The 21,240-nt window shown below is 60.4% G+C and carries 22 protein-coding genes; 9 read left to right on the top strand and 13 right to left on the bottom strand.

All coding sequences use genetic code 11. From position 1 onward, the window contains the following. Positions 1–18 precede the first annotated feature (18 nt). Complete coding sequence (locus tag M1E04_RS03725) at positions 19–537, top strand: acyloxyacyl hydrolase (protein ID WP_065991785.1); 519 nt, start codon at positions 19–21, stop codon at positions 535–537. A 185-nt stretch (positions 538–722) separates the two neighbouring features. Here the strand turns inward: M1E04_RS03725 and M1E04_RS03730 are convergent, their stop codons facing one another. From M1E04_RS03730 to M1E04_RS03755, 6 genes are all read right to left on the bottom strand, one after another. Next, the gene (locus M1E04_RS03730) at positions 723–1,034 is read right to left on the bottom strand and encodes a YkgJ family cysteine cluster protein (protein WP_074883972.1); all 312 of its coding nucleotides are present in this window, start codon (positions 1,032–1,034) and stop codon (positions 723–725) included. Between the two features lie 53 nt (positions 1,035–1,087). Further along, positions 1,088–2,533, bottom strand: coding sequence for a deoxyribodipyrimidine photo-lyase (phrB, locus tag M1E04_RS03735; RefSeq protein ID WP_456292415.1), 1,446 nt, complete (start codon positions 2,531–2,533; stop codon positions 1,088–1,090). A gap of 9 nt (positions 2,534–2,542) precedes the next feature. Then, complete coding sequence (locus M1E04_RS03740; protein ID WP_456292416.1) at positions 2,543–3,481, bottom strand: MerR family transcriptional regulator; 939 nt, start codon at positions 3,479–3,481, stop codon at positions 2,543–2,545. 2 nt (positions 3,482–3,483) lie between these two features. Further along, a complete protein-coding gene (locus M1E04_RS03745) occupies positions 3,484–4,464 on the bottom strand; it encodes a 2-thiouracil desulfurase family protein (protein ID WP_456292417.1) in 981 nt (326 codons plus the stop codon). Between the two features lie 171 nt (positions 4,465–4,635). Continuing rightward, positions 4,636–4,851: a TIGR02450 family Trp-rich protein gene (locus M1E04_RS03750; RefSeq protein WP_065991789.1), complete on the bottom strand. Its 216-nt coding sequence runs from the start codon at positions 4,849–4,851 to the stop codon at positions 4,636–4,638. Continuing rightward, complete coding sequence (locus M1E04_RS03755; RefSeq protein WP_456292418.1) at positions 4,848–5,834, bottom strand: NAD(P)/FAD-dependent oxidoreductase; 987 nt, start codon at positions 5,832–5,834, stop codon at positions 4,848–4,850. The genes M1E04_RS03750 and M1E04_RS03755 overlap by 4 nt, the downstream gene beginning before the upstream one ends. A gap of 297 nt (positions 5,835–6,131) precedes the next feature. On the opposite strand from M1E04_RS03755, the gene M1E04_RS03760 reads away from it, so the two are divergent. After that, complete coding sequence (locus M1E04_RS03760; RefSeq protein WP_456292419.1) at positions 6,132–7,034, top strand: TIGR01777 family oxidoreductase; 903 nt, start codon at positions 6,132–6,134, stop codon at positions 7,032–7,034. A gap of 14 nt (positions 7,035–7,048) precedes the next feature. Beyond that, on the top strand, positions 7,049–8,077 hold the full coding sequence (gene hemH, locus M1E04_RS03765) for a ferrochelatase (RefSeq protein ID WP_456292420.1): 1,029 nt from the start codon (positions 7,049–7,051) through the stop codon (positions 8,075–8,077). Positions 8,078–8,310: 233 nt separating this feature from the next. On the opposite strand, the gene M1E04_RS03770 is transcribed toward hemH, so the two are convergent. Together M1E04_RS03770 and upp are read right to left on the bottom strand one after the other, a co-directional pair. Further along, complete coding sequence (locus tag M1E04_RS03770; RefSeq protein WP_369318538.1) at positions 8,311–9,591, bottom strand: uracil-xanthine permease family protein; 1,281 nt, start codon at positions 9,589–9,591, stop codon at positions 8,311–8,313. After that, positions 9,591–10,229 (bottom strand): uracil phosphoribosyltransferase, encoded by a 639-nt coding sequence (gene upp, locus M1E04_RS03775; protein WP_065991794.1) that lies wholly within the window; start codon positions 10,227–10,229, stop codon positions 9,591–9,593. The genes M1E04_RS03770 and upp overlap by 1 nt, the downstream gene beginning before the upstream one ends. 197 nt (positions 10,230–10,426) lie before the next feature. Between upp and M1E04_RS03780 the strand changes: the two genes are divergently transcribed. From M1E04_RS03780 to M1E04_RS03795, 4 genes are all read left to right on the top strand, one after another. Continuing rightward, positions 10,427–10,984, top strand: a complete 558-nt coding sequence (locus tag M1E04_RS03780; RefSeq protein WP_037018287.1) for a hypoxanthine-guanine phosphoribosyltransferase — start codon at positions 10,427–10,429, stop codon at positions 10,982–10,984. Between the two features lie 150 nt (positions 10,985–11,134). Next, positions 11,135–11,620: a hypothetical protein gene (locus tag M1E04_RS03785; RefSeq protein ID WP_065991795.1), complete on the top strand. Its 486-nt coding sequence runs from the start codon at positions 11,135–11,137 to the stop codon at positions 11,618–11,620. Positions 11,621–11,687: 67 nt separating this feature from the next. Next, the gene (locus M1E04_RS03790) at positions 11,688–11,975 is read left to right on the top strand and encodes a PA4642 family protein (RefSeq protein WP_192132551.1); all 288 of its coding nucleotides are present in this window, start codon (positions 11,688–11,690) and stop codon (positions 11,973–11,975) included. Between the two features lie 230 nt (positions 11,976–12,205). Beyond that, on the top strand, positions 12,206–12,667 hold the full coding sequence (locus tag M1E04_RS03795; RefSeq protein WP_192132553.1) for a hypothetical protein: 462 nt from the start codon (positions 12,206–12,208) through the stop codon (positions 12,665–12,667). A 116-nt stretch (positions 12,668–12,783) separates the two neighbouring features. On the opposite strand, the gene mqo is transcribed toward M1E04_RS03795, so the two are convergent. Next, positions 12,784–14,289, bottom strand: a complete 1,506-nt coding sequence (gene mqo / locus M1E04_RS03800) for a malate dehydrogenase (quinone) (RefSeq protein ID WP_456292421.1) — start codon at positions 14,287–14,289, stop codon at positions 12,784–12,786. Between the two features lie 734 nt (positions 14,290–15,023). Continuing rightward, the gene (locus M1E04_RS03805; RefSeq protein WP_456292422.1) at positions 15,024–15,257 is read right to left on the bottom strand and encodes a hypothetical protein; all 234 of its coding nucleotides are present in this window, start codon (positions 15,255–15,257) and stop codon (positions 15,024–15,026) included. 221 nt (positions 15,258–15,478) lie between these two features. Here M1E04_RS03805 and M1E04_RS03810 point away from each other — a divergent pair, with 221 nt between their 5' ends. Further along, positions 15,479–16,060 carry a YajG family lipoprotein gene (locus tag M1E04_RS03810; RefSeq protein WP_065991802.1) on the top strand — a complete coding sequence of 194 codons (582 nt, stop codon included), beginning with the start codon at positions 15,479–15,481 and terminating at the stop codon, positions 16,058–16,060. A 103-nt stretch (positions 16,061–16,163) separates the two neighbouring features. On the opposite strand, the gene M1E04_RS03815 is transcribed toward M1E04_RS03810, so the two are convergent. Further along, entirely contained in the window at positions 16,164–16,367 is a 204-nt protein-coding gene (locus tag M1E04_RS03815; RefSeq protein ID WP_065991803.1) for a hypothetical protein, read from the bottom strand. A 140-nt stretch (positions 16,368–16,507) separates the two neighbouring features. Between M1E04_RS03815 and M1E04_RS03820 the strand changes: the two genes are divergently transcribed. Next, positions 16,508–16,777 carry a hypothetical protein gene (locus tag M1E04_RS03820; RefSeq protein ID WP_369318534.1) on the top strand — a complete coding sequence of 90 codons (270 nt, stop codon included), beginning with the start codon at positions 16,508–16,510 and terminating at the stop codon, positions 16,775–16,777. Positions 16,778–16,781: 4 nt separating this feature from the next. On the opposite strand, the gene M1E04_RS03825 is transcribed toward M1E04_RS03820, so the two are convergent. Beyond that, entirely contained in the window at positions 16,782–19,880 is a 3,099-nt protein-coding gene (locus M1E04_RS03825; protein WP_456292423.1) for an autotransporter domain-containing protein, read from the bottom strand. Between the two features lie 169 nt (positions 19,881–20,049). Beyond that, a complete protein-coding gene (locus M1E04_RS03830) occupies positions 20,050–21,213 on the bottom strand; it encodes a 1-acyl-sn-glycerol-3-phosphate acyltransferase (protein ID WP_456292424.1) in 1,164 nt (387 codons plus the stop codon). Positions 21,214–21,240 lie beyond the last annotated feature (27 nt).

Consider the following 21,240-nt stretch of genomic DNA (forward strand, 5'->3'; position numbering starts at 1 on the left):
GAAAATAGGATGTTTCAGATGAAGCGACTGTTTTGTTTGGCTGCGATTGCGGCTGCTTTGTTGGGGCAAAGCGCAATTGCACAAGCTGATGGGGTCGAGTTTTCCGTAGGACAGACTGGCGAATCCACCATGACTTATCGTCTGGGCGCGCAGTTTGATTGGGATAAAAGCTGGTGGCAAACCGGTGTTGGTCGCCTGACCGGCTACTGGAGCGGTGCCTATACATACTGGGAAGGCGACAAGAATTCCAGTAATAACAGCCTGTCTTTTTCCCCGGTATTCGTTTATGAGTTCTCGGGTGAGAGCGTCAAGCCGTACATCGAGGCCGGTATCGGCGCCGCTGTATTCCAGCGCACCGAAGTGGAAGGCAACAAACTGGGCAGCGCGTTCCAGTTTGAAGACCGTCTGGGTTTTGGTCTGCGCTTCGCGGGCGGACATGAAGTTGGCCTGCGCGCCACTCACTACTCCAACGGCGGCATGACCACAAATAACGACGGTATCGAAAGCTACGCGATTCACTACACGATGCCGTTCTAAGCGTTTGATTGCGTATTGCGCGAGCGGGTTTAACCGCACCTGCAACGTACCACCCGCTTCTTCCCGGCTGAGGCCGGTCCTACTGAAAAATCACCTCGTAGGACCGGCTTTGGCCGGGAATGTATCAGCCAACGCGGCTGGTGCAGGCGAACATCAAACCCCAGGCTTCCTGCTTGTCGCGACCATCACAAATAGGCCGTCGCAATCCCTTCTCTTTCGGCAATGCACTCCGGCGCACCCATTTCGAATTCCCTGCAAATCAACGGCCGACGGTCGTAGATCGTGCACATCATCGTGTCGCGATCCAGCGCTGCGCACCATCCATCGTCCAGGCGCAGCATGACTTCGCCGCCCCAGTCATCGGTGTCAATGTACCGCTCGGGCACCCCGGTGTCGGTGATCAGCATGACTTCCAGCTGACAGCAGCAGGCCGCACAGGTGGAACACGTGATAGCGGGTTCGGCAGGGAGTTGAAGCGAAGGGATCACAGTCGTCATGGGCGGCAGTTTAAATCACCGCGCAGCGGACGGCTAACCGGTGTGACGAATGCTCACCCATTCTCCTGCGTCTCGGCCTTGCGCTGGGGCAGCGACTTGAACGCTTGCAGCGCGCGTTCGCGGCTGGCTCTCAAATCGACGATGGGCGCGGGGTAACTTTCCACGCCGAACAGCCCGCCCTGCGCGGTGGGGTTATGGATGTCGCGCTTGTTCAACTCAGCCAGTTCAGGCACCCACTGCTTGATGAATCGACCTTCCGGGTCAAAGCGCTCCGACTGACTTTGCGGATTGAAGATCCGGAAGTAAGGCGACGCGTCGGTGCCGGTTGATGAACTCCATTGCCAGCCGCCATTGTTCGACGCGAGATCGCCGTCGATCAGGTGCTGCATGAAATAGCGTTCACCTTCACGCCAGTCGATCAGCAGATTCTTGGTCAGGAACATCGCCGAGATCATCCGCAGGCGATTGTGCATCCAGCCGGTTTCAAGCAACTGACGCATGGCTGCATCGACAATCGGCAGACCCGTACGGCCCTGTTGCCAGGCTTCCAGATCCTCCGGCGAATGGCGCCATTTCAGCGCTTCGGTTTCCGGCCGGAAGGCGCGATGACGGGAGACACGGGGAAAGCCTACGAGCACATGCTTGTAGAACTCACGCCATAGCAGCTCGTTGATCCAGGTCACCGAACCCGAATTGCCGGTTTCAAACTCCCCATTGTTGCTGCGCAGCGCCGAATGCAGACACTGGCGGGGCGAAATCACACCGGCCGCCAGGTACGCAGACAGCTGGCTGGTGCCAGGCTTGGCAGGAAAGTCGCGCTCTTGATCGTAGTAATGCACTTGCTCGTCGGTGAAGTTGTGCAGGCGATCACGCGCTTCGTCCTCACCGGCAGGCCAGAGCGAGCGCAGGCTTTCGGTTGGCGCGGCGAAACCCTTGACCGCGTCCGGCACGACATCGCTTTTGATGGACAGCTTCTGCTGTGCCTTGGGCAATGCAACCATCGCTGGCATGGAGTAATGCAAGCGGGCGTAACAGACCTTGCGAAATTGCGTGAAGACCTTGAAGTAACCGCCGCTTTTGGTCAGCACGCTGCCCGGCTGAAAAAACAGCTGGTCGAGGTGGCGATGAAACAGAATGCCCGCGCCGTTGAGTGCGCTCTCCACCTCACGATCACGTTTGGTCTCGTTGATGCCGTACTCGTCGTTGACGTGCACGCTGTCGATCCCGTGTTGCTGACACAAGGTAAGGATCGCCTTGGGTGCCTGCGCCCACGTGTCTGCCTGGACCATCAGCAGAGGGACGTTCAGCGCCGCAAGTGCCTTGCTCAATTCGCGGAGGTTGCGCAGCCAGAAATCGACTTTGCATGGGGCATCGTCATGGCTCTGCCACTGGCCCGGGCTGATCATGTACACAGCCAGAGTCGGGCCCTGCTCCATGGCAGCGCTCAGCGCGGTGTTGTCGTGCACACGCAGATCGCTGCGCAGCCATATCAATTGCATGGTTATTCCTTAGATGAGCCCCAGCCGCTGCAACGCGGCCTGGGCGGTCAAAGGGTCTTCGGCGAGGGAGAGGCCGGAGACTTCAGCCTCGGCTGCGGATAATTCCGTCGAATGAATGCGCACCGCGGGCCCGACGATCAACTTCGGGCACTCGATGTTGTGCAGCAGACGAGGCAAGTGGCCGACATTCAGTGATTTGCTGGAATACAACAGCACGGCGCGTGGCTTGAGGTATTCGCAGGCCAGGGCGAGTTCGCCGGCGGGCAAAGGCCAGTCGAACACTTCAACCGGGCAATCGGCACTGCTGAGCAGCCACGCGGTCAGCCACAAATGCGGTTCGAGCGGCAGATCGGACTGGTTGACCAGCAGCAAGGGCGCGCCGCTGACCTGACGATTGTTGTGATACAGCCGGGCGCCGAACTTGCTGCGCAGCCACGAGTAGAAAAACACCCGCTCCAGCTGCGCGCCGAACTGGCCTTGCCAGCGCTGCTCGAGGGACGCCAGCAACGGCAGTAACAGTTGTTCACAGAGCGTGCGCGGTGGATACAGCGACATCGCGCGGTTGAGCGAATCATCCAGGCGTCGCTCGGCCAGGGCGCCGATGGCGTCCTGAAGGGTCTGGCGAAGAATGTCCCAATCGTTCTCGACACTCGGCGCGGGTGCCTGCTGATCGTCGATCAGTTGCTTGACCTGACTGACCGACACGCCGCGGTTCAGCCACGTAAGAATGGTCAGCACGCGGTCGACATGCTCGTGGCTGTAGAGCCGGTGGCCCTTGGGCGTGCGGTGGGGAACGATGAGGCCGTAGCGGCGTTCCCAGGCGCGCAATGTCACAGCGTTTACGCCGGTCAGGCGGGCGATTTCGCGAATCGGCAGCCAGCCGTTTTCAAACGCGCTCGCGGGGTCCTGCGGGTCGCCTTCCGGCGGTTGTTGCTCATTAGGGGTCATGGTCAAATCGCGTTGCGCAGACTGAGGTTTTCCGGATGCGGCTGCAGGTACACCTGCAGTGCAATGTACGGGTCGGGGTGTCGACGGAAATGGTGTTTGAGCAGCGTCAGCGGTACAACCAGCGGCACGATGCCCTGGTGGTACTGATTGATGAGGCCCTGGATTTCTTTCTTGTCGGACGCACTGAGTGTCTGGCGCAGATAGCCGCACAGATGCTGCAAGACGTTGGTATGGGTGCGCCGTGTCGCCGGTTTCTTGAGCGCGCTCATCAACTGGCTGAAATAGCGCGGGGCGATCTCGGCCGGGTCATTTCGGCCCATGGTGCCCAGCAGATTCCCCAGCGTCTTGTACTGGATGGGGTCGTTGGCCATCAGCTGGTATTTATAGCGGGCATGAAACTCGGTAAGCGCGCGGCGAGTGATGCCGTTTTTCAGCAGCGCCTGCCAGGCGGCATAGGCAAACACACGGGTAATGAAGTTCTCTCGCAGGACCGGATCGTTCAAGCGACCGTCTTCTTCCACCGGCAGATCAGGGTGGCGTGCGCAAAACGCCTGGGCATAAATGCCGCGTCCGCCGGTTTCAAACGGCACGCCGTTGTCGCGGTAAACCTTCACGCGCTCCAGGCCGCACGACGGCGATTTCTGCATGAAGATGTAGCCGCAGATGTCGGACATCTCGGTGGCCATGTGTTCGCCGTAATCAGCCAGTTGCTCGGTCACGTTCATGGCGTGGTGAACACTGCCGACCGCCTGGGGATGCTCCGGGTCACCCACCAAACGGATGGCTTCGCGAGGAATGCCCATGCCGATGGCAACTTCGGGGCACGCAGGCACGAAATCGAAATATTCGGTGAGGGCTCGGGTCAGAAGGTGAGATTCCTTATGCCCGCCGTTGAACCTGACCTCCACACCCATCAGGCAGGCGCTGACGCCCAACCTGGGTTTGGAGGCTTGATCTGATGAATGATCGAGTACAGCAGACATGGACAAACCCTCGATGGACTTCTTATACAGATTCGTTTCTCTGTACAACATTTGCCCATGATAGGTTTGTGGCAGTGCAAGTCAAATAATTTGTACAAGATCGCGGAATGAAACGACAAGATGCGGGGATTTAGCTGAAATTACGGGGGTGGTGGGACGATTTGGAGGGGATTATTTCCAGCCCATCTTCCAGCTCTGGTCATTTTGCAGCGTCTGCCAGGGCAGCTTCTGGCTGCGTTTGGTCATCACCGCCTGCAGCTCAATCTCCAGCACTGTGCCTTCTTCATCACAAAAAAGTTCGGTGACCAGAAAGTGCTTCTCACGATGTTGAGGGGATGCTGCCGTCCACTTCGACAGCAGCAGCTTGCGCGGATTGAGTCGATTCATTTGAGGTGTTCCAGCAAACGCCGTGCGGCTTCCTGGCCGCTCAGCCATGCGCCCTCGACACGGCCTGACAGGCACCAGTCGCCGCAGACGTAAAGGCCCAGATCCGCATCCGACAACGCGCCGACTTCGCGCCCGCCAGCCGGTCTAGCGTACAGCCAGCGGTGGGCGAGGGTGAACGCCGGGGCCGGCATTGCGCAATTCATCAGCTCGGCAAATGCGCCGTGCAACTGATCGATGACGTCCTCCTTGGGCATGTCGACGTGCTGACGGCTCCAGGCGCTGGTGGCGTGCAAAATCCACGTATCCATCTGGCTGTCGCGTCCGGGCTTGCTGCGGTTGCGGGCCAGCCAGTCGATGGCGCTGTCCTGCACGAAGCAGCCTTCAAGTGGCGTATCCAGCGGGGTGTCGAAGGCCAGCGCGACGGCCCAGGTCGGCTCCATTTTCACGCCCGCCACAACGCTTGCCAGTTTCGGTGCGTCGGCCAGCAGGGTAGTGGCCTGGGGCGCGGGAATGGCGATGACGACATGACTGAACGGGCCATGGCTTTGGCCGTCGGCATCCAGCAGATTCCAGTGTTGTTCGCCACGAAAGACTTCGGTGATGCGGCAGGAAAAGGTCACCGGCAGGTCGCCGAGCATGGCCCGGGTGATTGCACTCATGCGCGGCGCGCCGACCCAGCGCACTTGCTCATCGGGCGACAGGCTGAGTTTTCCACCATGATAGTTGTAAAGCAGCGGCTTCCACTCGGCCACGTGGCCCTCGGCCTGCCACTGCTGCACGGCGGCGGCAAAGCGGCGATCGCGGGCGGTGAAGTACTGCGCACCCATGTCCAGTGCGCCGGCATCGCTGCGTTTGCTGGACATGCGGCCGCCACTGCCGCGGCTCTTGTCGAAGAGATGAATGCTATGCCCGGCGGCTTGCAGCGCCTGGGCGGCGGAGAGTCCGGCGATGCCGGTACCGATGATTGCGATGGGAACAGTCATAGGGGCCTCGTTACCTTGTCTGCACAGACTACGCCTCAGGCAAAAGCTGTACAATGCCGTTTTTCGGTATAAGTTGTCGCCCTGCAGAGGCAGGACGCGGACTTCCAAGGGCTCGCTGACAAGTCTGACGCTTTGCTGCAATCGTTCAACTGCACGATCGGGCTGTCCTAAAGAACAGCGGTGGAGTGAAGCGCCGTAACTTGACCTAAAGTTGAGTGATCATTCCGCGCACGAGCTCATGGCTTGTGAAGAAATAGACTCCGCAATTGCGATGAACGCCACGTAAGGAACTCAGTCATGCACATCTTGCTGACCGGCGGTACAGGCTTGATAGGGCGTCGTTTGTGTAAACACTGGCTCGCGCAGGGCCATCAACTGACGGTCTTGAGTCGCAAACCCGAGGAAGTGGAGCGGCTATGCGGCGCCAGTGTTCGCGGGATTGCACACTTCGATGACATCGGCAGTCAGCACGTCGATGCTGTGGTCAATCTGGCCGGCGCGCCCATCGCGGATCGCCCGTGGACCCGCAAACGGAAAATACTGCTGTGGGACAGTCGCATTACCCTCACCGAGCAATTGGTCACCTGGCTTGAACGCCGCGAGCAGAAACCCGGCGTGTTGATTTCCGGGTCGGCGGTGGGCTGGTATGGCGATGGCGGTGAGCGCGAACTCGACGAAGACGCGCAACCGGTCAGCGAGGATTTCGCCAGTCGCCTGTGCATTGCCTGGGAAGAAACCGCGCAACGTGCGGAAACGCTGGGCATTCGCGTGGTGCTGGTGCGCACCGGTCTGGTATTGGCCGACGAAGGCGGCATGCTGCAACGCCTGCTGCCGCCCTTCAAGATGGGCATGGGCGGGCCGATCGGCAACGGACGCCAGTGGATGCCGTGGGTTCACATCGAGGATCAAATCGCCCTGATTGATTTTCTGATGAACCGGGATGACGCACGAGGTCCATATAATGCCTGCGCGCCTTCACCGGCTCGCAATCGGGATTTTGCCAAGACGCTTGCGTCCGTGCTGCACCGACCATCATTCATGCCGATGCCGGCCGTAGCACTTCGCTTATTGCTGGGCGAGCTGTCAATCCTGCTGCTGGGCGGTCAACGCGCTCGGCCAGACCGTCTGCAAGCGGCGGGTTTCACTTTCCGATTCACTGATCTGCGCGCAGCCCTGGAAAATCTTCTGGGCCGCCACTGACATCAAGGTGTTGCATGACCGATCACGCTTTATTGCTGGTTAACCTGGGCTCACCGGCGTCCACGTCGGTCGCTGACGTGCGCCGCTACCTCAATCAGTTCCTGATGGACCCTTACGTTATTGACGTGCCGTGGCCAGTACGTCGCTTGATCGTCTCGCTGATTCTGATCAAGCGCCCGGAGCAGTCGGCCCATGCGTACGCGTCAATCTGGTGGGACGAGGGTTCGCCGCTGGTGGTGCTGAGCAAGCGACTTCAGCAGGCCATGGTCAAGGAATGGAAACACGGCCCGGTCGAACTGGCGATGCGTTACGGCGAGCCCTCGATCGAGACCGTGCTCACGCGCCTGGCAGCCCAGGGCATCAAAAAGGTCACCCTGGCGCCGCTGTATCCACAGTTCGCCGACAGCACAGTGACCACGGTGATTGAAGACGCCAAACGCGTCGTCAGTGACAAAAAGTTGAATTTCGATTTCTCGCTGCTGACACCGTTCTTCAATCAGCAGGAATACCTCGACGCGTTGGTGGCCAGTGTGCGACCGCATTTGCAGCAGGAATACGATCATCTGTTGCTGAGTTTTCACGGCTTGCCCGAGCGGCATCTCACCAAGCTCGACCCGACGGGCAATCACTGTTTCAAAAGCGGCAACTGCTGCGAAACAGCGTCGCCCGAGGTCCTGGCGGTCTGCTACCGCGCGCAGTGCATGCGCTCAGCGGCAGAGTTCGCCAAGCTGATGGGGATTGCCGATGGCAAGTGGTCAGTGTCGTTTCAGTCGCGCCTGGGCCGCGCCAAGTGGATCGAACCCTACACCGAACCGCATCTGGAGGAGCTTGCTGCTCAAGGCGTGAAGCGACTGCTGGTCATGTGCCCGGCGTTTGTCGCGGACTGCATCGAAACGCTGGAAGAAATTGGTGATCGCGGGGCTGAAGTGTTCAGGGAAGCCGGGGGCGAGGAGCTGGTGCTTATTCCATGCCTCAACGACGACCCGAACTGGGCGAAGGCGCTGAATACATTGTGCGAAAAGGCACCGGCGATGGTGGTGTAATAACCTGAAATTAGGTGTTGTGTTCATTCCCCGTGGGAGCGACCGGGGTGGCGTTCCACCTTGCTCGCGAATGCGTCTGCTCAAGCGGCATTGATGAACCTGATGCGCCGCCTTCGTGAGCAAGCTCACTCCCACAGTTTCGGTGTACGCCGCAAATCTAAGCTACTCCCACAGAATCCCAAAAAAAAGGGGGCATCACGTGAATGATGCCCCCTTTTCATAACGCTGTAGAACTACGGCAGCTGATCATCCAGGTGCTTGTTCTTCCAAGCGTCATTGCCCGGCAGGATCAGGTTCAGCACGATGGCTGTGACGGCGCACAGCGCGATGCCTTTCATGCCGAAATCATCAGGGCCGTTGCCGGTGCCGATCAGCACGCCGCCAATGCCGAACACCAGCGTGACGGACACGATCACCAGATTGCGCGCTTCGGCCAGATCAACCTTGTGGCGGATCAGCGTGTTCATGCCCACCGCCGCGATCGAGCCGAACAGCAGGCACAGAATCCCGCCCATGACCGGCACCGGAATGCTCTGCAGCAACGCGCCGAACTTGCCAATGAACGCCAGGGTAATGGCGAAGATTGCCGCCCAGGTCATGATCTTCGGGTTGTAGTTTTTCGTGAGCATCACCGCGCCGGTGACTTCGGCGTAGGTGGTGTTGGGCGGGCCACCGAAGGCGCCGGCCACGGTGGTCGCGATGCCGTCACCCAGCAATGTCCGGTGCAGGCCGGGCTTCTTCAGATAATCACGGCCCGTCACGCTGCCCACTGCAATCACGCCACCGATGTGCTCAATGGCCGGAGCCAGTGCCACCGGCACGATGAACAGGATGGCCTGCCAGTTGAATTCCGGCGCCGTGAAGTGCGGCAAGGCCAGCCAGGGTGCGGCGGCGATCTTCGCTACATCGACCACGCCGAAATAGAACGACAGCGCAAAACCCACCAGTACGCCCGAGATGATCGGCACCAGGCGAAAGATGCCTTTGCCGAACACCGCGACGATCAACGTCGTCAGCAGCGCCGCCATCGAAATGATGATGGCGGTGTTGTATGGGATGAGCTCAGCGGCTCCATCACCCGTCCGGCCCATCGCCATGTTGGCGGCAATGGGTGCCATCGCCAGACCGATGGAAATGATCACCGGGCCAATCACTACCGGCGGCAGCAGGCGGTCGATGAAGCCGGTGCCTTTGACCTTCACGGCCAGGCCAAGGAAAGTGTAGACAAAGCCCGCTGCCATCACGCCGCCCATGGTCGCAGCAAGACCGAACTGGCCCTTGGCGAGGATGATCGGGGTAATGAACGCAAAGCTCGACGCAAGGAAGACCGGCACCTGACGGCCTGTCACCACCTGGAAGCACAAGGTGCCCAGACCCGCCGTGAACAGCGCCACGTTGGGATCGAGGCCAGTGATCAGTGGCATCAATACCAGCGCGCCGAATGCCACGAACAGCATCTGCGCGCCCGACAAGATCGTGCGCCAGAGTGGATCGTTGAACTCATCCGGCTTCATCAGGCGTCCTTCTGCTTGGTGCCGAAAATCTTGTCGCCGGCGTCGCCCAGGCCCGGAATGATGTAGCCGTGTTCGTTCAGTTGCTGATCGATGGACGCGGTATAGATGTTGACGTCCGGGTGGGCCTTCTCGACCGTGGCGATGCCTTCCGGCGCAGCCACCAGGACCATCGCGCGAATGTCGCGGCAACCGGCTTTTTTCAGCAGGTCGATGGTGGCAACCATGGAGGAACCGGTGGCGAGCATCGGGTCGATGATCAGCGCCAGACGCTGGTCGATCTCGGGAGCGAGCTTTTCCAGATACGTGTGGGCTTCGAGGGTTTCTTCATTGCGCGCGACGCCCACGGCACTGACCTTGGCGCCCGGGATCAGGCTGAGGACGCCTTCAAGCATGCCGATGCCGGCCCGCAGGATGGGCACCACGGTGATCTTCTTGCCGGCGATCTTCTCGACCTGAACCGTGCCGGCCCAACCCTGAATCTCGTAGGTTTCCAGCGGCAGATCCTTGGTCGCTTCGTACGTCAGCAGCGCGCCGACTTCCTGAGCCAGTTCACGAAAATTCTTGGTGCTGATATCGGCACGGCGCATCAGGCCGAGCTTGTGGCGGATCAGCGGATGGCGGATCTCACGAATGGGCATAGGGGAAAGGCTCCAGCGGGCGGGCAAAAAAAACGGCTTAGATTAATCTATTCAGCTGTAACTTGTCCTTACGGTTAGGTTCGGGCGCCGACATTTCTGGAACGGCAGTGCAACATTAGTCCAGAAACACTTGCCCTGATGTCGGCGGATGCGTACCTTTGCCCGCTTTTCCTTACACAGCCCCCTTGGAGAGAGTCATGTCCGCTGATCTCGAGCATATCCGTCAAGTCATGCGCGAGGCTGACTGCCTTTACAACGAGGCCGAAGTCGAGGCCTCCATCGCCCGCGTCGGCGAGCAAATCAATGGCGTGCTGGCCGACCGTAACCCGGTGGTGTTTTGCGTCATGAACGGTGGCCTGATCTTCGCCGGCAAGCTGCTCACTCATCTGAATTTCCCGCTGGAAGCGTCCTACCTGCACGCCACCCGCTATCGTAACGAAACCAGCGGCGGTGACCTGTTCTGGAAAGCCAAGCCCGAAGTCTCGTTCATCGACCGTGATGTGCTGATCATTGACGACATCCTCGACGAAGGTCACACCCTCGGCGCGATCATCGACTTCTGCAAACATGCCGGCGCGCGCGCTGTTCACACCGCGGTGCTGATCGACAAGGACCACGACCGCAAGGCGCGTCCTGACCTGAAGGCCGATTTCGTCGGCCTGCCTTGCATCGACCGCTACATCTTCGGTTACGGCATGGACTACAAAGGCTACTGGCGCAACGCAGCCGGGATCTATGCCGTCAAAGGCATGTAAGACAAGCATCATCATAGTGTCGGGGTGAGCTTGCTCGCTCCACAGATGCCACAGTCAACAAAGATTTCGGGTGTTGCAGGGACCGGAGAGTGTGGAGGGGCGGCATGACTCCGCATGCTAGAGTGCCCCCCACTTTTTCGGGAGGCGCCCATGACGTTATCGTTTCGAAGTACCGCTGCGTTTATGTTGCTGTTGACGCTGCCACTCCCCGCCTTCTCTGAACCCATGCACGCGCAATACCTGCCGCCGGACGAGTTGTCTGTGCGCGAGGGCGAACCCGAGCAGCAGCAATTGCTGCAGATCACCGAGTATTCGGTGGTGGTCGGCAGCCAGCGGCAGTCGAATCAGCAGCCGATCCCGGTCACTTCACCGCTGATCCTGCGCCTCAAAGGCAAACCCATGAACAAGGGGGCGACCATTGCCGACGTGCTGATCCACTTCGACGGCGAAAGCAAAAGCCTGAAAAAACCGACCTACGACGAACCTTCGCGCACGCTGACGCTGTATTACCCGGCAACGCAATACCGCGTGCTCGTGGATTTGCTGCGTAACGAAAAGGTCTACTGCCAGTTCCTCAGCTATGCCAACGGTCACGTCTGGGCTGACCTGCACACCGGCAGCGTACGCGCGCGTTGAGCCCGCGGCCGGGCGGGGGGTAAACTGCCCGCCCGTGATATGTCCCGCAAGTCAGTTGGAGTCAGCAATGCGTAAAGATAAGAAGCAGGTGATTGGCGATGAAATCGGCGACGCCCAGATCAAGCTGTTCCTCGATTTCGAACCGGTCGACGCCACTTCGCCTTCGCTGCACAAGCTGATCAAGGCCTACCGTGGCCTGCGCGTCGACGACTTCGGGCGTTTTCTGACGTTCTTCAAGGAAGCCGGTTACGACCTCGACGGCAAAGACGAGCACGGCGATGACTTCGTTACGCTGATCAAGGATCAACGCAACGCCGACGAATACATTGAGCTGATCAAGAACGCTAAAGGCTGAATCATGCAATTCCCGGGCGCCATCCTCCGGCGCCCAATGCTCCCCTCCGGTTATTCAGCAGGTTCCTGCTTCCACCCCGTCACTACATAATCGAAAGACCCTTCCTACCGCAGCCTTCGGCGTTTGCGACTACCGAAAGCCGTGCGTCAAACCATAATCAGACCTGTGACACCGTTCACAAGGACGCGAGCAGGACGCTCGCCTTAATGATTGGAAAGGGAATTCATGACATGCAAACGATAGGAAATTACGTCACTCGCAGTATCGCCGTCATCACCATGATGGTTGCGGCAGTATCCGCTCAGGCGGCTTATCCCAGCAAAATCCAGCTCAACATCGAAATGTGGAATCAGTCTGGCACCGACCTCGCGCTGGTATGGGCCAGTTGGGCGCCGGCCAATGCCGATTACACCGGCTATGGCTTTTCGGCTGACGCACCCACCGCGTCTGTGTCCATCCCGCTGAAGAATCCGCGCAATGATGCGGCGAGCTTTCGCGTGAGCGGCGAGGGCAAAGTCTGTGAGTTCAGGGCGGCCCACTCAGTGACGTTCAGTTGGGTCTCGATCACGCCGGCGCCGGAGAAATCTGCAACGGGCACATCAATCGGGAAGGTCCCAGCCGAGTGCATTGCCTCGGTGATCAAAGGCACGAACTCGATGCAGGCGTATTCCGTCAGATTCGTGATGAAGTGATGTTCAAGCCGCAAAATTGCTTTGCGGCTACAGCCGATCCGGCCTAATGCAAAAAACAAAACCCCGCCTGATGTGGCGGGGTTTTGTTTTACAGCTTTCTTAGAGCAGGCCAGCGATCAGGCGAACGTTGCCGCTGCGCTGTTCTGCGCCAGATCCAGGCTGGCGTCGCTCTGGGCACTGACGCGCTGATAAAGCTGCGCATCGGTTTCCAGTGCCTTTTCCCGCGCCGGGAAGATCTCGTTCAGCTTGGCGGCCCACTCGGTACGGGCTTTGTCCGGGAAGCAGCGCTCGATCAGATCCAGCATGATCGAGACGGTCACTGAAGCGCCTGGCGAGGCGCCCAGCAGTGCGGCGAGGGAACCGTCCTTCGCCGACACCAACTCGGTACCGAACTGCAAGACGCCGCCTTTTTTCGGGTCTTTCTTGATGATCTGTACGCGCTGGCCGGCCACTTCCAGACGCCAGTCTTCGGCTTTGGCTTCCGGGTAGAAACGGCGCAGTGCATCGAGCCTCTGCTCCATCGACTGCCGCACTTCGCTGATCAGGTATTTGGTCAGGTCCATGTTGTCGCGGGCCACCGCCAGCATCGGCGCGATGTTGGCCGCGCGGATCGACAGCGGCAGGTCCATGAGCGAACCGTGCTTGAGGAACTTGGTGGTAAAACCGGCGTACGGGCCGAACAGCAGGGAGGTCTTGCCGTCAACGACGCGGGTGTCCAGGTGCGGCACCGACATCGGCGGCGAACCCACCGCCGCCTGGCTGTACACCTTGGCCTGATGGCGCTTGACCACTTCAGGGTTGTCGCAACGCAGCCACTGGCCGCTCACCGGGAAGCCGCCGAAACCCTTGCCTTCCTCGATGCCGGACATCTGCAGCAATGGCAGTGCTGCACCGCCCGCGCCCAGAAACACGAATTTGGCGTCGATGTCACGGGTGCTGCCGCTGTTCACGTCTTTGATGGTGACGGTCCAGCCGTCGCCCTTGCGGCTCAGATCGGTAACCCGTTTGCAGTATTTGACCTGCGCATCGGGTGCGCTGGCCAGATGCTTGAGCAGCAGGTTGGTCAGGTTGCCGAAGTTGACGTCGGTGCCGTGCATGACCCGGGTCGCTGCGATAGGCTCATCGACAGGACGGCCAGGCATCATCAGCGGCATCCACTCGGCCAGTCTGGCTTTGTCTTCGGTGTATTCCATGGAGGAGAAGGCGTGGTGGGTACGCAGGGCTTCGTAACGCTTTTTCAGGTACGCCATGCCCTTTTCACCCTGCACGAAGCTCAGGTGCGGAACCGGCGTGATGAACGAGCGCGAAGAGCCGAACGTGCCTTTGCGGGCCAGGTAGGCCCAGAACTGTTTCGAGACCTCGAACTGGGTGTTGATGTGAATCGCTTTTTTGGTATCGATCGAGCCATCGGCCGCTTCCGGCGTGTAGTTCAGCTCGCACAGCCCGGCGTGGCCGGTGCCTGCGTTGTTCCAGGGGTTGGAGCTCTCTGCAGCACCGGAATCCATCAGCTCGACGACTTCAACCTTGAGGTTCGGGTCCAGCTCTTTGAGCAGTACGGCGAGGGTGGCACTCATGATGCCTGCCCCGACCAGCACTACGTCGACTGCTTCGTTATACGCCATTAACGCGTCTCCAAAATCTGCAGCACCAAATTGACGGCATGCGTTCCCGTGGTCAGTCGCCAGGTTCGGGCGGCGCGGTGTTCGCGCAGTGCCTCGTTCAACCTGGCCGGGATCGCCATGTCCGATTCTTCGCAATTTTTTGCATCTTCAGCGGACGCCACCGAACGAGCCTGGTTGATGCTTTTATGAGGCAAGCATGAACGCATTTTTCGGCCCGTGCAGCCATTCGACTATCGTCAAGGCGTCCGGTTGTGCAACCAAATCCGTAGCGGACAGGCTTCAGGCTCTTTTGACGGAGACTGCGTTGCGGTCGGTCCTTTGCAAGGGGGCTGGGTCAGACGCTAACGGTGCATTTACAAACGCGAAACTATTCATTTGCTTGCCACACTCTTGTGAAGTTGTGAAAACCCGTTTTTTTCACGCTCTTTTGGAGACGCGAACCTCAAAAAGGGCTGCGCGATGGCAGCTCTGGCAGATCAGGTTCATACGCGATGTGAGGCAAGGACTGGCGCAGGACGATCGAATGGATCGACGATCCGGCGTCTGCGCCGCGGCCACATCGGGCTGCACATGTCTGTGTGGAAGGCTCTCTGTGGGCGGTACGGAGGAGTCGATAGTGGTTATCGACGATGCTGCGAGGCCCGATCAGGAGACGTCCTTATAATCGGGGGAAGATTATAGCGATGAAACGGGCAGAAATGATCCAGGAAAAATGACTTTTATTCGGCTTTTGGTCAGATGCTGAGCATATGCCGGGCGGTAATCGCACGTGACCGGGAAGTCACGCGGGCGCTCGCAGGGAGCGGGCGCTGCAGCCAGCACAGGTTTGCCTCGTGGACTTCGACCCAGCCCTGACCGCAAGGCGTTTCGGCGCAGTGCTTGAACGCCATGCAGATGCCGTGGGTGTCCAGACGTGCATAGTGGCGATGACGGCGGCGCAGCGAGAACAACGACCAAAGAAAGTCCATGGCAGGACTCCTTGCTGGAGAGTTAAAAAAAGTATGGCCGGCAGGGATGACACCGCTGTGACGTTGCGATTGCGCAATTGTGTTCATTTTGACTGCGGGAGCATTCCTGCCTGGCCGGAACCGCCGCAATGGCACTTTGTCGTATGTTTACCCTAGTGAGCGGCCTTGGGAGGTCGCTATACTGCGGCACATTTTGTGCCTTGGCCCATGGAGAAATGAGCATGTTGCGTCGCGTTCTGTTCGGTTTGCTTGCCGCTGGCAGTCTGACCCTGGCGGGCTGTGCCCACAGCCCGCAATCCCTCACCCCGGAACCCAAGCTGAACGCTCAACTGGCTCCGGTCGGTCACGGCCAGCAAGTGGTCGTGCGCGTGGTTGACGGTCGTCAGTCGCAGCAGCTTGGCACCCGTGGTGGCCTGTACCCGGAAACCAGTTCGATCACTGTCAACGGTCAGCAGTTGCTGCCAAGGTTGCAGGCTCAGGCTGAAGCAGGTGTGCGGTTGCTCGGTTTCACGCCCGTGCCGAACGGTAGTGGCCCGCAGTTGACCGTCACCCTGGCTGACCTGAAGTATCAGTCGCCGAAAGAAGGCCTGTACGTCACCGAAGCCAACATCAGTTCCACGTTCCGCGCTGACGTTCAGAATGGCGGTCGTAACTACAGCGGCCGTTATGCGGCTTCGATGGATCAACGTTTCGGCATGGCGCCAAACGAAGAGACCAATACCAAGCTGATCAGCGACGTGCTCAGCGACGCCCTGACTCGCCTGTTCCAGGATCAGACGATTGGCCGCACCCTCGGCCAATAAGCTCAACGCCTGATGCTGATAAACAAAAAGCCCCGGTTTCGCGAGAAGCCGGGGCTTTTGTTCATTCAGCGGGAGGGCACTCGGGATCTTCATCGCGGCGCATTCAAGCCGCCTGATAGAAATCCAGAAAACTGAAACCGGTTTGCAGATCCACTTCCGGCAGGTCGTTGTGCGCATGGCCGCCGAGGGCGCAATACACCAGCCAGTGCCTGTCCTGGACGTTGAACGCCAGCGCGTCGATCAATGCTTCCTGTTCGTCGCTGGGGGCGATGAGGTAAAGGCGGTCCTGGTTGTGGGCGTGCAGCATGACGCTCTCCGTGGCGGTGGGTCGGTTTGAGGTCCCACACAGTGCCCGGTTCAGGTGACGTTAAGGTGACAGCGATTAGTGTGAGCGGCAGATCCAAACCGAGTCTGCGGCGCCCAAGAACCAGGCGCCATCGAGGCACCATGTCGCTTATCCATCACGCCCCCGGCATCGCCATCAACCTCTGCGCCTTGCTCGCTGCGGGCCCCGGCATCTGGCTGCTCCATACCACCCGCACTCGCGAGCAGCGAGAGATGGCCCACTTGCACCACCTCACCGAGCAAGCCCAGATCGACGAGCCCATGCACCTGATGGATGTGCCCACCTTGCGCATGATCCGCCTGAGCTATCGGTTCGGCACGGCGTGCCTGGCGTTCGCGCTGTTGCTGTCGTGGGTGAGCACCAAGCTTTGATGGCTTAAAAAGCCAGCGTCACCCGCGCATTCAACGTCTGATCCGACGCATCGTTGCTCACCTGTCCGTTGTAGCTCAGCCCGACACTCAGCGTGTCGCTCAAGCCCAGATCGACACCTGCACCAAGGACCGCTGCGCTGCGGGCAATCGGTGCGCCGGAGAGTTCGAAAGTGTCGCCGCCGCTGAAGGCCGCACGGCTTTCTGGCGTCACGTCGCCGTAGGCTCGACGCCAGCCCAGTGTCGCGTTGGGCTTGATCGCGACGGTGCCAGCGTTCAACCGCGTGGCGGCACGCAGGCCGAGGGTGCTGAAGGTAATGTTGTTGTCCTGAGACTTGTTCTCCAGTCTGATCGCGCTGCTGTTCTCATCGAAGGAGTCCGTGTCCAGTCGCACATGGGCGAGGTTGGCGAAGGGTTCAACCTGCGCGTTGCCCAGCTCGATGGCGTAACCCAGTTCGCCAAACACCTGATTGGTCGCTGCGTTGTAATCTTCCTTGAAACGCTCGGAAGCACCCGGCAAGTCCAGCGTGCGCTTGGCCGTCAGCTCGTGCCAAGTGCGAACCGCGCCGAGGCGCAGGCCCAGTTGGCCCCACTTGGCGCCCGCATAGACGCCCAGATGGTAGTTGTCGCTGTCAGTGGAACCGGAGGCATGGCGCAGGTCGAAGCTGCTGTGGCTGAAACCGGCCAGCGCACCCACGCGCCAGGTCTCGTCGAGCGGCACGTCAGCGCCGAACAACAAGCCGCTGGTGTGCGTATCGAGGCCCGAAACGTCACCGGTGCTGTCGGTTTTGCCGGTCGCGCCGATGGCCTGAGTCCACACCACGCCACGGGAATCATCTCCGGCGAGGGTCTGCGTCGTGCCGCGAAGTGCCGGTGCCGACTGCGCTTGCTGCAAGCGATCGTTCACCGCGTTGCGCACCAGGCGGCTGTCTTCGATCAGCGCGGACTGGGTCGACGCATGCAGCTCATTGGACAGCGCCTTGAACGTGGCCTGCGCGGTCGACGCGTCGTCCTGCACCACCTGACCCCAGAGCGCGTTGCCAGCCCCGGCGCTGTCCAGCCCTTGCGCGACGGCTCTGGCATTGCGGGTCGTCGCCAGGCTGGCAAAGGTCTGTGCGTTGCGGTCCAGCGTCAGTCCGACATCGGTTGCCGTGTAGTTCAGCGTCGGGGTGAGAAACGCGAAGTTCGTTTGCACATTGGCGAATGCACCGCTGACGCCGCCGGCGGCCGAGAGAATCGAGTAACGGCTTGCGGCCACCCAGTTACCGCCCTCAACCAGCGACAGCGTACTGTTATTGAGGGTTGCACGGCCGCTGGCGACGATGCGGTCGGCTTTGCCGTTGGCGTCCGATTCGACCTGATAGACCGAGCCCTGAGCAAGGTTCACGTCACCATTGACGTTCAGTTGCCCGACCGAATTACCCGGTGCCACCACGCCGCCCTGAGCGACATTGATGCCGCCGACGGTGCCATTGCCGCCCAACGTTGCGCCTTGCTGCACGCTGACGATGGAGTTGCCCAGGTTGCCATTGACCGCCAGCCGACCTGCTTGCACCGTCGTTGCGCCGGACAGGCTGTTGTTCCCGGTCAGGTTCAGCGAGCCAACGCCCCGTTTGATCAACGCCCCGTTGCCCGCCAGGGTGCTGGCAAGGGTGTCGTTGGTCGACTGATCGAGTACCAGCGTCGCGTTGTCGGTGATCGTTCCGCTGCCGAATGCCTTGGCATGGCCGGTCAGCACGCCACCGTTGATCACCGTGCCGCCCGAGTACGTGTTGTCGCCCGTCAGGATCAGATTGCCGCTGCCGTTCTTGATCAGCCCGCCACTGCCGCTGATGTCGTTGCGCCAGGCGTCGATGGCGTTATAGCCGCCGAGGCTGGCGTCCATGTTGACCGTGACGTTGGAGTTGAACGCCGCATAACCATCGCCCGCTGCGTACAGGTTCAGACGGCCGTAGCCCCCTGACTGATCGATCACCGCATAGCCGGACGAAATCTCGGTGGTTGCCAGAATCTCGCGGCGCTGGCTGGCGTCCAGGTACGGGAAGCGGGTTTCCAGCAACACTTCGGCGTTGGTCGGCACCACGGCGGCCAGGTTGGTCGGGCCCACCGGATCGAATCCGTAGGTCATGCGCGAGGTGAACAGCGCCTTGTCCTGAGCGTGTTGAGACGTGCCATCGGTCGCCGGGTCGATGGTGGCCATGCAGTTGTTGACGTCACCGCCGCACTGCGCCGTGAAATAGCCCAGTGCCTGTGCGCGAGCATCGGCGCGCAGTTGGGCATTGGCCGGGTTGGAGAGGTTATCGATGGCGAAATAGGTTGCGGTGATGCGCCCGCCCATCACGTCGAACGGCGAATGCATGCCGGCCTCGATGCGGTTGTCGCCAATCTCCGAGGCGCGCAGCATCAACTCGCTGAAACGCTCGGGAATCGCGTAGGCCAGGGCGTATGAAGACAGGTACGCGGCGTTGGTATGGCCGCTGGGGAATCCCGAGTCGCTGGCTGGCGTGGTGCTTTCTGCCGGGCGCAGGGAGGGCGCAACCACAAAGGCCAGACTCTGGCCGTCGAGACTTTGCCGCCACGGTCGCGGATACAAGTAGTGGGATTTGGCGGGCGTGGTCGAGGCATCGTTGCGCACAGCGCTGACCAGATCGACGACTTTGCCCAGTGCCGAAGACGAACTGCCTGCGCCGTTGCCTTTGTCGTCGTATTTGACGGTTTTGTTGCTGTCGTCGAACTGGGTGATGGTCGTGAAGGCTCCAGCGCCCGCTTTGAAGGCAGCGCTCAACGAGCCGAGGCCGCTGATTGCGCTATAGCTCTGGTCGCGACGGTCGTCGAAGTAGGCGGCGGTTTCCTGGGCGAGGGTCCGGGTGTTGGCGCGGTCGACCACGATTTGCAGGTTGCGCCGTAGCAGGCTCTGACCCAGGGCGGTGGGTGTGCCCGTGTCCCAGGTCGCACCGGTCGTCCACAGCGTGTCGAATCCGGAAAGCAGGTCGACACCGTTGATGGTGTCGTCTCCCGCACGGCTCGCTGCCTGAACCGACACGGCGAGCAACGAAAGTACCAGGGAAGACACCATCACATGGGCAACCGGTTTGCTGGATCGCATAGCGTACGCCTTCACTCGTTTGGATAGGCGACGACCCTAGCAAGCCAGTCTTACGCTTGAGTGTGTCAGCGGTGACACATTTGTGAAGGCGGGATCGACCGCCAACGGAGGCGCACAACGAAAAACGGCGCCCTGAGAGCGCCGTTTATTCGTGGAAGGGAAGGCGGCCTTAAAGTGGCAAACCGGCCTTCACGCGGTACTGGTTGCGTACCGGCATGGCGTATTGCTGAATCAGAAACGGACGGTGCTCGGCGGGGCAGCCATTGAGGCGGCGCTGCCATTCATCCTCCGCACGCTCCAGCTCGTCCGCCGGGAACACCTCGGCGGCCTTCGGCACCTTGAGTTCGGGGTCGGCGTCGGCCCACTGCGCGTACGCCAGGTAATGCACCGGGAACAGTCGATAGCCGCCGAGGATCTGCCGATCCATTTCGGTGGCCAGCAATTTGGTGTCCTCGAACAGCTCGGTGATCGGCGGGGCAAAGTTCACGTGCACGCGGCCTTTGTAGCCGGTGATCCCCAGCGCGATGCTGACGTCGTCCTCGCCCGGCACTTTGGTGTAACTGCCGGTGGTGGCGCGGATGTACAGCTCCCGCGCCTTGGCGTGATCGCACGGATCGTACTCATAGCTGATGGACACCGGCGTCAGGTTCAACGACTGAATGACCTCGCCAAACGGCTCGTCCTTGCGGCTCATGTGGAACATCTTGAGGATGGCCGATTCGGTGCGGTCGTCGCCGTCTTTGGCGCGGCCCTCAGCCTGGGCGATCCAGATCGACTGGCAGTCATTGCGGATCGAATGATTGATGTACGCCGACAGCAACTGGTAGGCGGCCATCTTCTCCCGTCGCCCGATGATCGAGCGGTGCACGATGAAGCTCTTGTTCAGGCGCATCAGGTCGCTGACGAAGGGCTTTTGCAGCAGGTTGTCACCAATGGCGATGCGCGGCGTTGGCAGACCTGCGTGGTAGACCGCGTAATTGACGAAGGCCGGGTCCATCACGATGTCGCGGTGGTTGGCCAGAAACAGGTACGCGACCCCGGACTTGAACTGCTCGACGCCGGTGTAGGTCACACCGTCAGTGGCGCGTTCGATGGTGTGGTCGACGTAATGCTCGACCTTGTCCTGCAAGGCCGCGACGGTATCGATACCGGCGAACTGGCGACGCAGCTTGCGCGCGATGGCCGGCTGCAGAATCCAGCCGAGGGAGCCGGCCAGACGCGGAAATCGGAAATGCGTGAGGATCGCGAGGAACGCCTTGTCACCCAGCAGCCGATCAAGCACGGCTTTTACTTCGGTGTCGTCGTACGGTCGGATGGCATCGAATTCGCCCATCATGCTCTCTTGTCGGAAACGGCTAAG

The sequence above is a fragment of the Pseudomonas sp. AK106 genome, from assembly GCF_053903055.1.

Excerpts from the sequence above, each read along its gene's own strand:
- M1E04_RS03725 (WP_065991785.1), top strand. The coding sequence starts at position 19 with ATGAAGCGACTGTTTTGTTTGGCTGCGATTGCGGCTGCTTTGTTGGGG.
- M1E04_RS03730 (WP_074883972.1), bottom strand. The coding sequence starts at position 1,034 with ATGACGACTGTGATCCCTTCGCTTCAACTCCCTGCCGAACCCGCTATC.
- phrB (WP_456292415.1), bottom strand. The coding sequence starts at position 2,533 with ATGCAATTGATATGGCTGCGCAGCGATCTGCGTGTGCACGACAACACC.
- M1E04_RS03740 (WP_456292416.1), bottom strand. The coding sequence starts at position 3,481 with ATGACCCCTAATGAGCAACAACCGCCGGAAGGCGACCCGCAGGACCCC.
- M1E04_RS03745 (WP_456292417.1), bottom strand. The coding sequence starts at position 4,464 with ATGTCTGCTGTACTCGATCATTCATCAGATCAAGCCTCCAAACCCAGG.
- M1E04_RS03750 (WP_065991789.1), bottom strand. The coding sequence starts at position 4,851 with ATGAATCGACTCAATCCGCGCAAGCTGCTGCTGTCGAAGTGGACGGCA.
- M1E04_RS03755 (WP_456292418.1), bottom strand. The coding sequence starts at position 5,834 with ATGACTGTTCCCATCGCAATCATCGGTACCGGCATCGCCGGACTCTCC.
- M1E04_RS03760 (WP_456292419.1), top strand. The coding sequence starts at position 6,132 with ATGCACATCTTGCTGACCGGCGGTACAGGCTTGATAGGGCGTCGTTTG.
- hemH (WP_456292420.1), top strand. The coding sequence starts at position 7,049 with ATGACCGATCACGCTTTATTGCTGGTTAACCTGGGCTCACCGGCGTCC.
- M1E04_RS03770 (WP_369318538.1), bottom strand. The coding sequence starts at position 9,591 with ATGAAGCCGGATGAGTTCAACGATCCACTCTGGCGCACGATCTTGTCG.
- upp (WP_065991794.1), bottom strand. The coding sequence starts at position 10,229 with ATGCCCATTCGTGAGATCCGCCATCCGCTGATCCGCCACAAGCTCGGC.
- M1E04_RS03780 (WP_037018287.1), top strand. The coding sequence starts at position 10,427 with ATGTCCGCTGATCTCGAGCATATCCGTCAAGTCATGCGCGAGGCTGAC.
- M1E04_RS03785 (WP_065991795.1), top strand. The coding sequence starts at position 11,135 with ATGACGTTATCGTTTCGAAGTACCGCTGCGTTTATGTTGCTGTTGACG.
- M1E04_RS03790 (WP_192132551.1), top strand. The coding sequence starts at position 11,688 with ATGCGTAAAGATAAGAAGCAGGTGATTGGCGATGAAATCGGCGACGCC.
- M1E04_RS03795 (WP_192132553.1), top strand. The coding sequence starts at position 12,206 with ATGCAAACGATAGGAAATTACGTCACTCGCAGTATCGCCGTCATCACC.
- mqo (WP_456292421.1), bottom strand. The coding sequence starts at position 14,289 with ATGGCGTATAACGAAGCAGTCGACGTAGTGCTGGTCGGGGCAGGCATC.
- M1E04_RS03805 (WP_456292422.1), bottom strand. The coding sequence starts at position 15,257 with ATGGACTTTCTTTGGTCGTTGTTCTCGCTGCGCCGCCGTCATCGCCAC.
- M1E04_RS03810 (WP_065991802.1), top strand. The coding sequence starts at position 15,479 with ATGTTGCGTCGCGTTCTGTTCGGTTTGCTTGCCGCTGGCAGTCTGACC.
- M1E04_RS03815 (WP_065991803.1), bottom strand. The coding sequence starts at position 16,367 with ATGCTGCACGCCCACAACCAGGACCGCCTTTACCTCATCGCCCCCAGC.
- M1E04_RS03820 (WP_369318534.1), top strand. The coding sequence starts at position 16,508 with ATGTCGCTTATCCATCACGCCCCCGGCATCGCCATCAACCTCTGCGCC.
- M1E04_RS03825 (WP_456292423.1), bottom strand. The coding sequence starts at position 19,880 with ATGCGATCCAGCAAACCGGTTGCCCATGTGATGGTGTCTTCCCTGGTA.
- M1E04_RS03830 (WP_456292424.1), bottom strand. The coding sequence starts at position 21,213 with ATGGGCGAATTCGATGCCATCCGACCGTACGACGACACCGAAGTAAAA.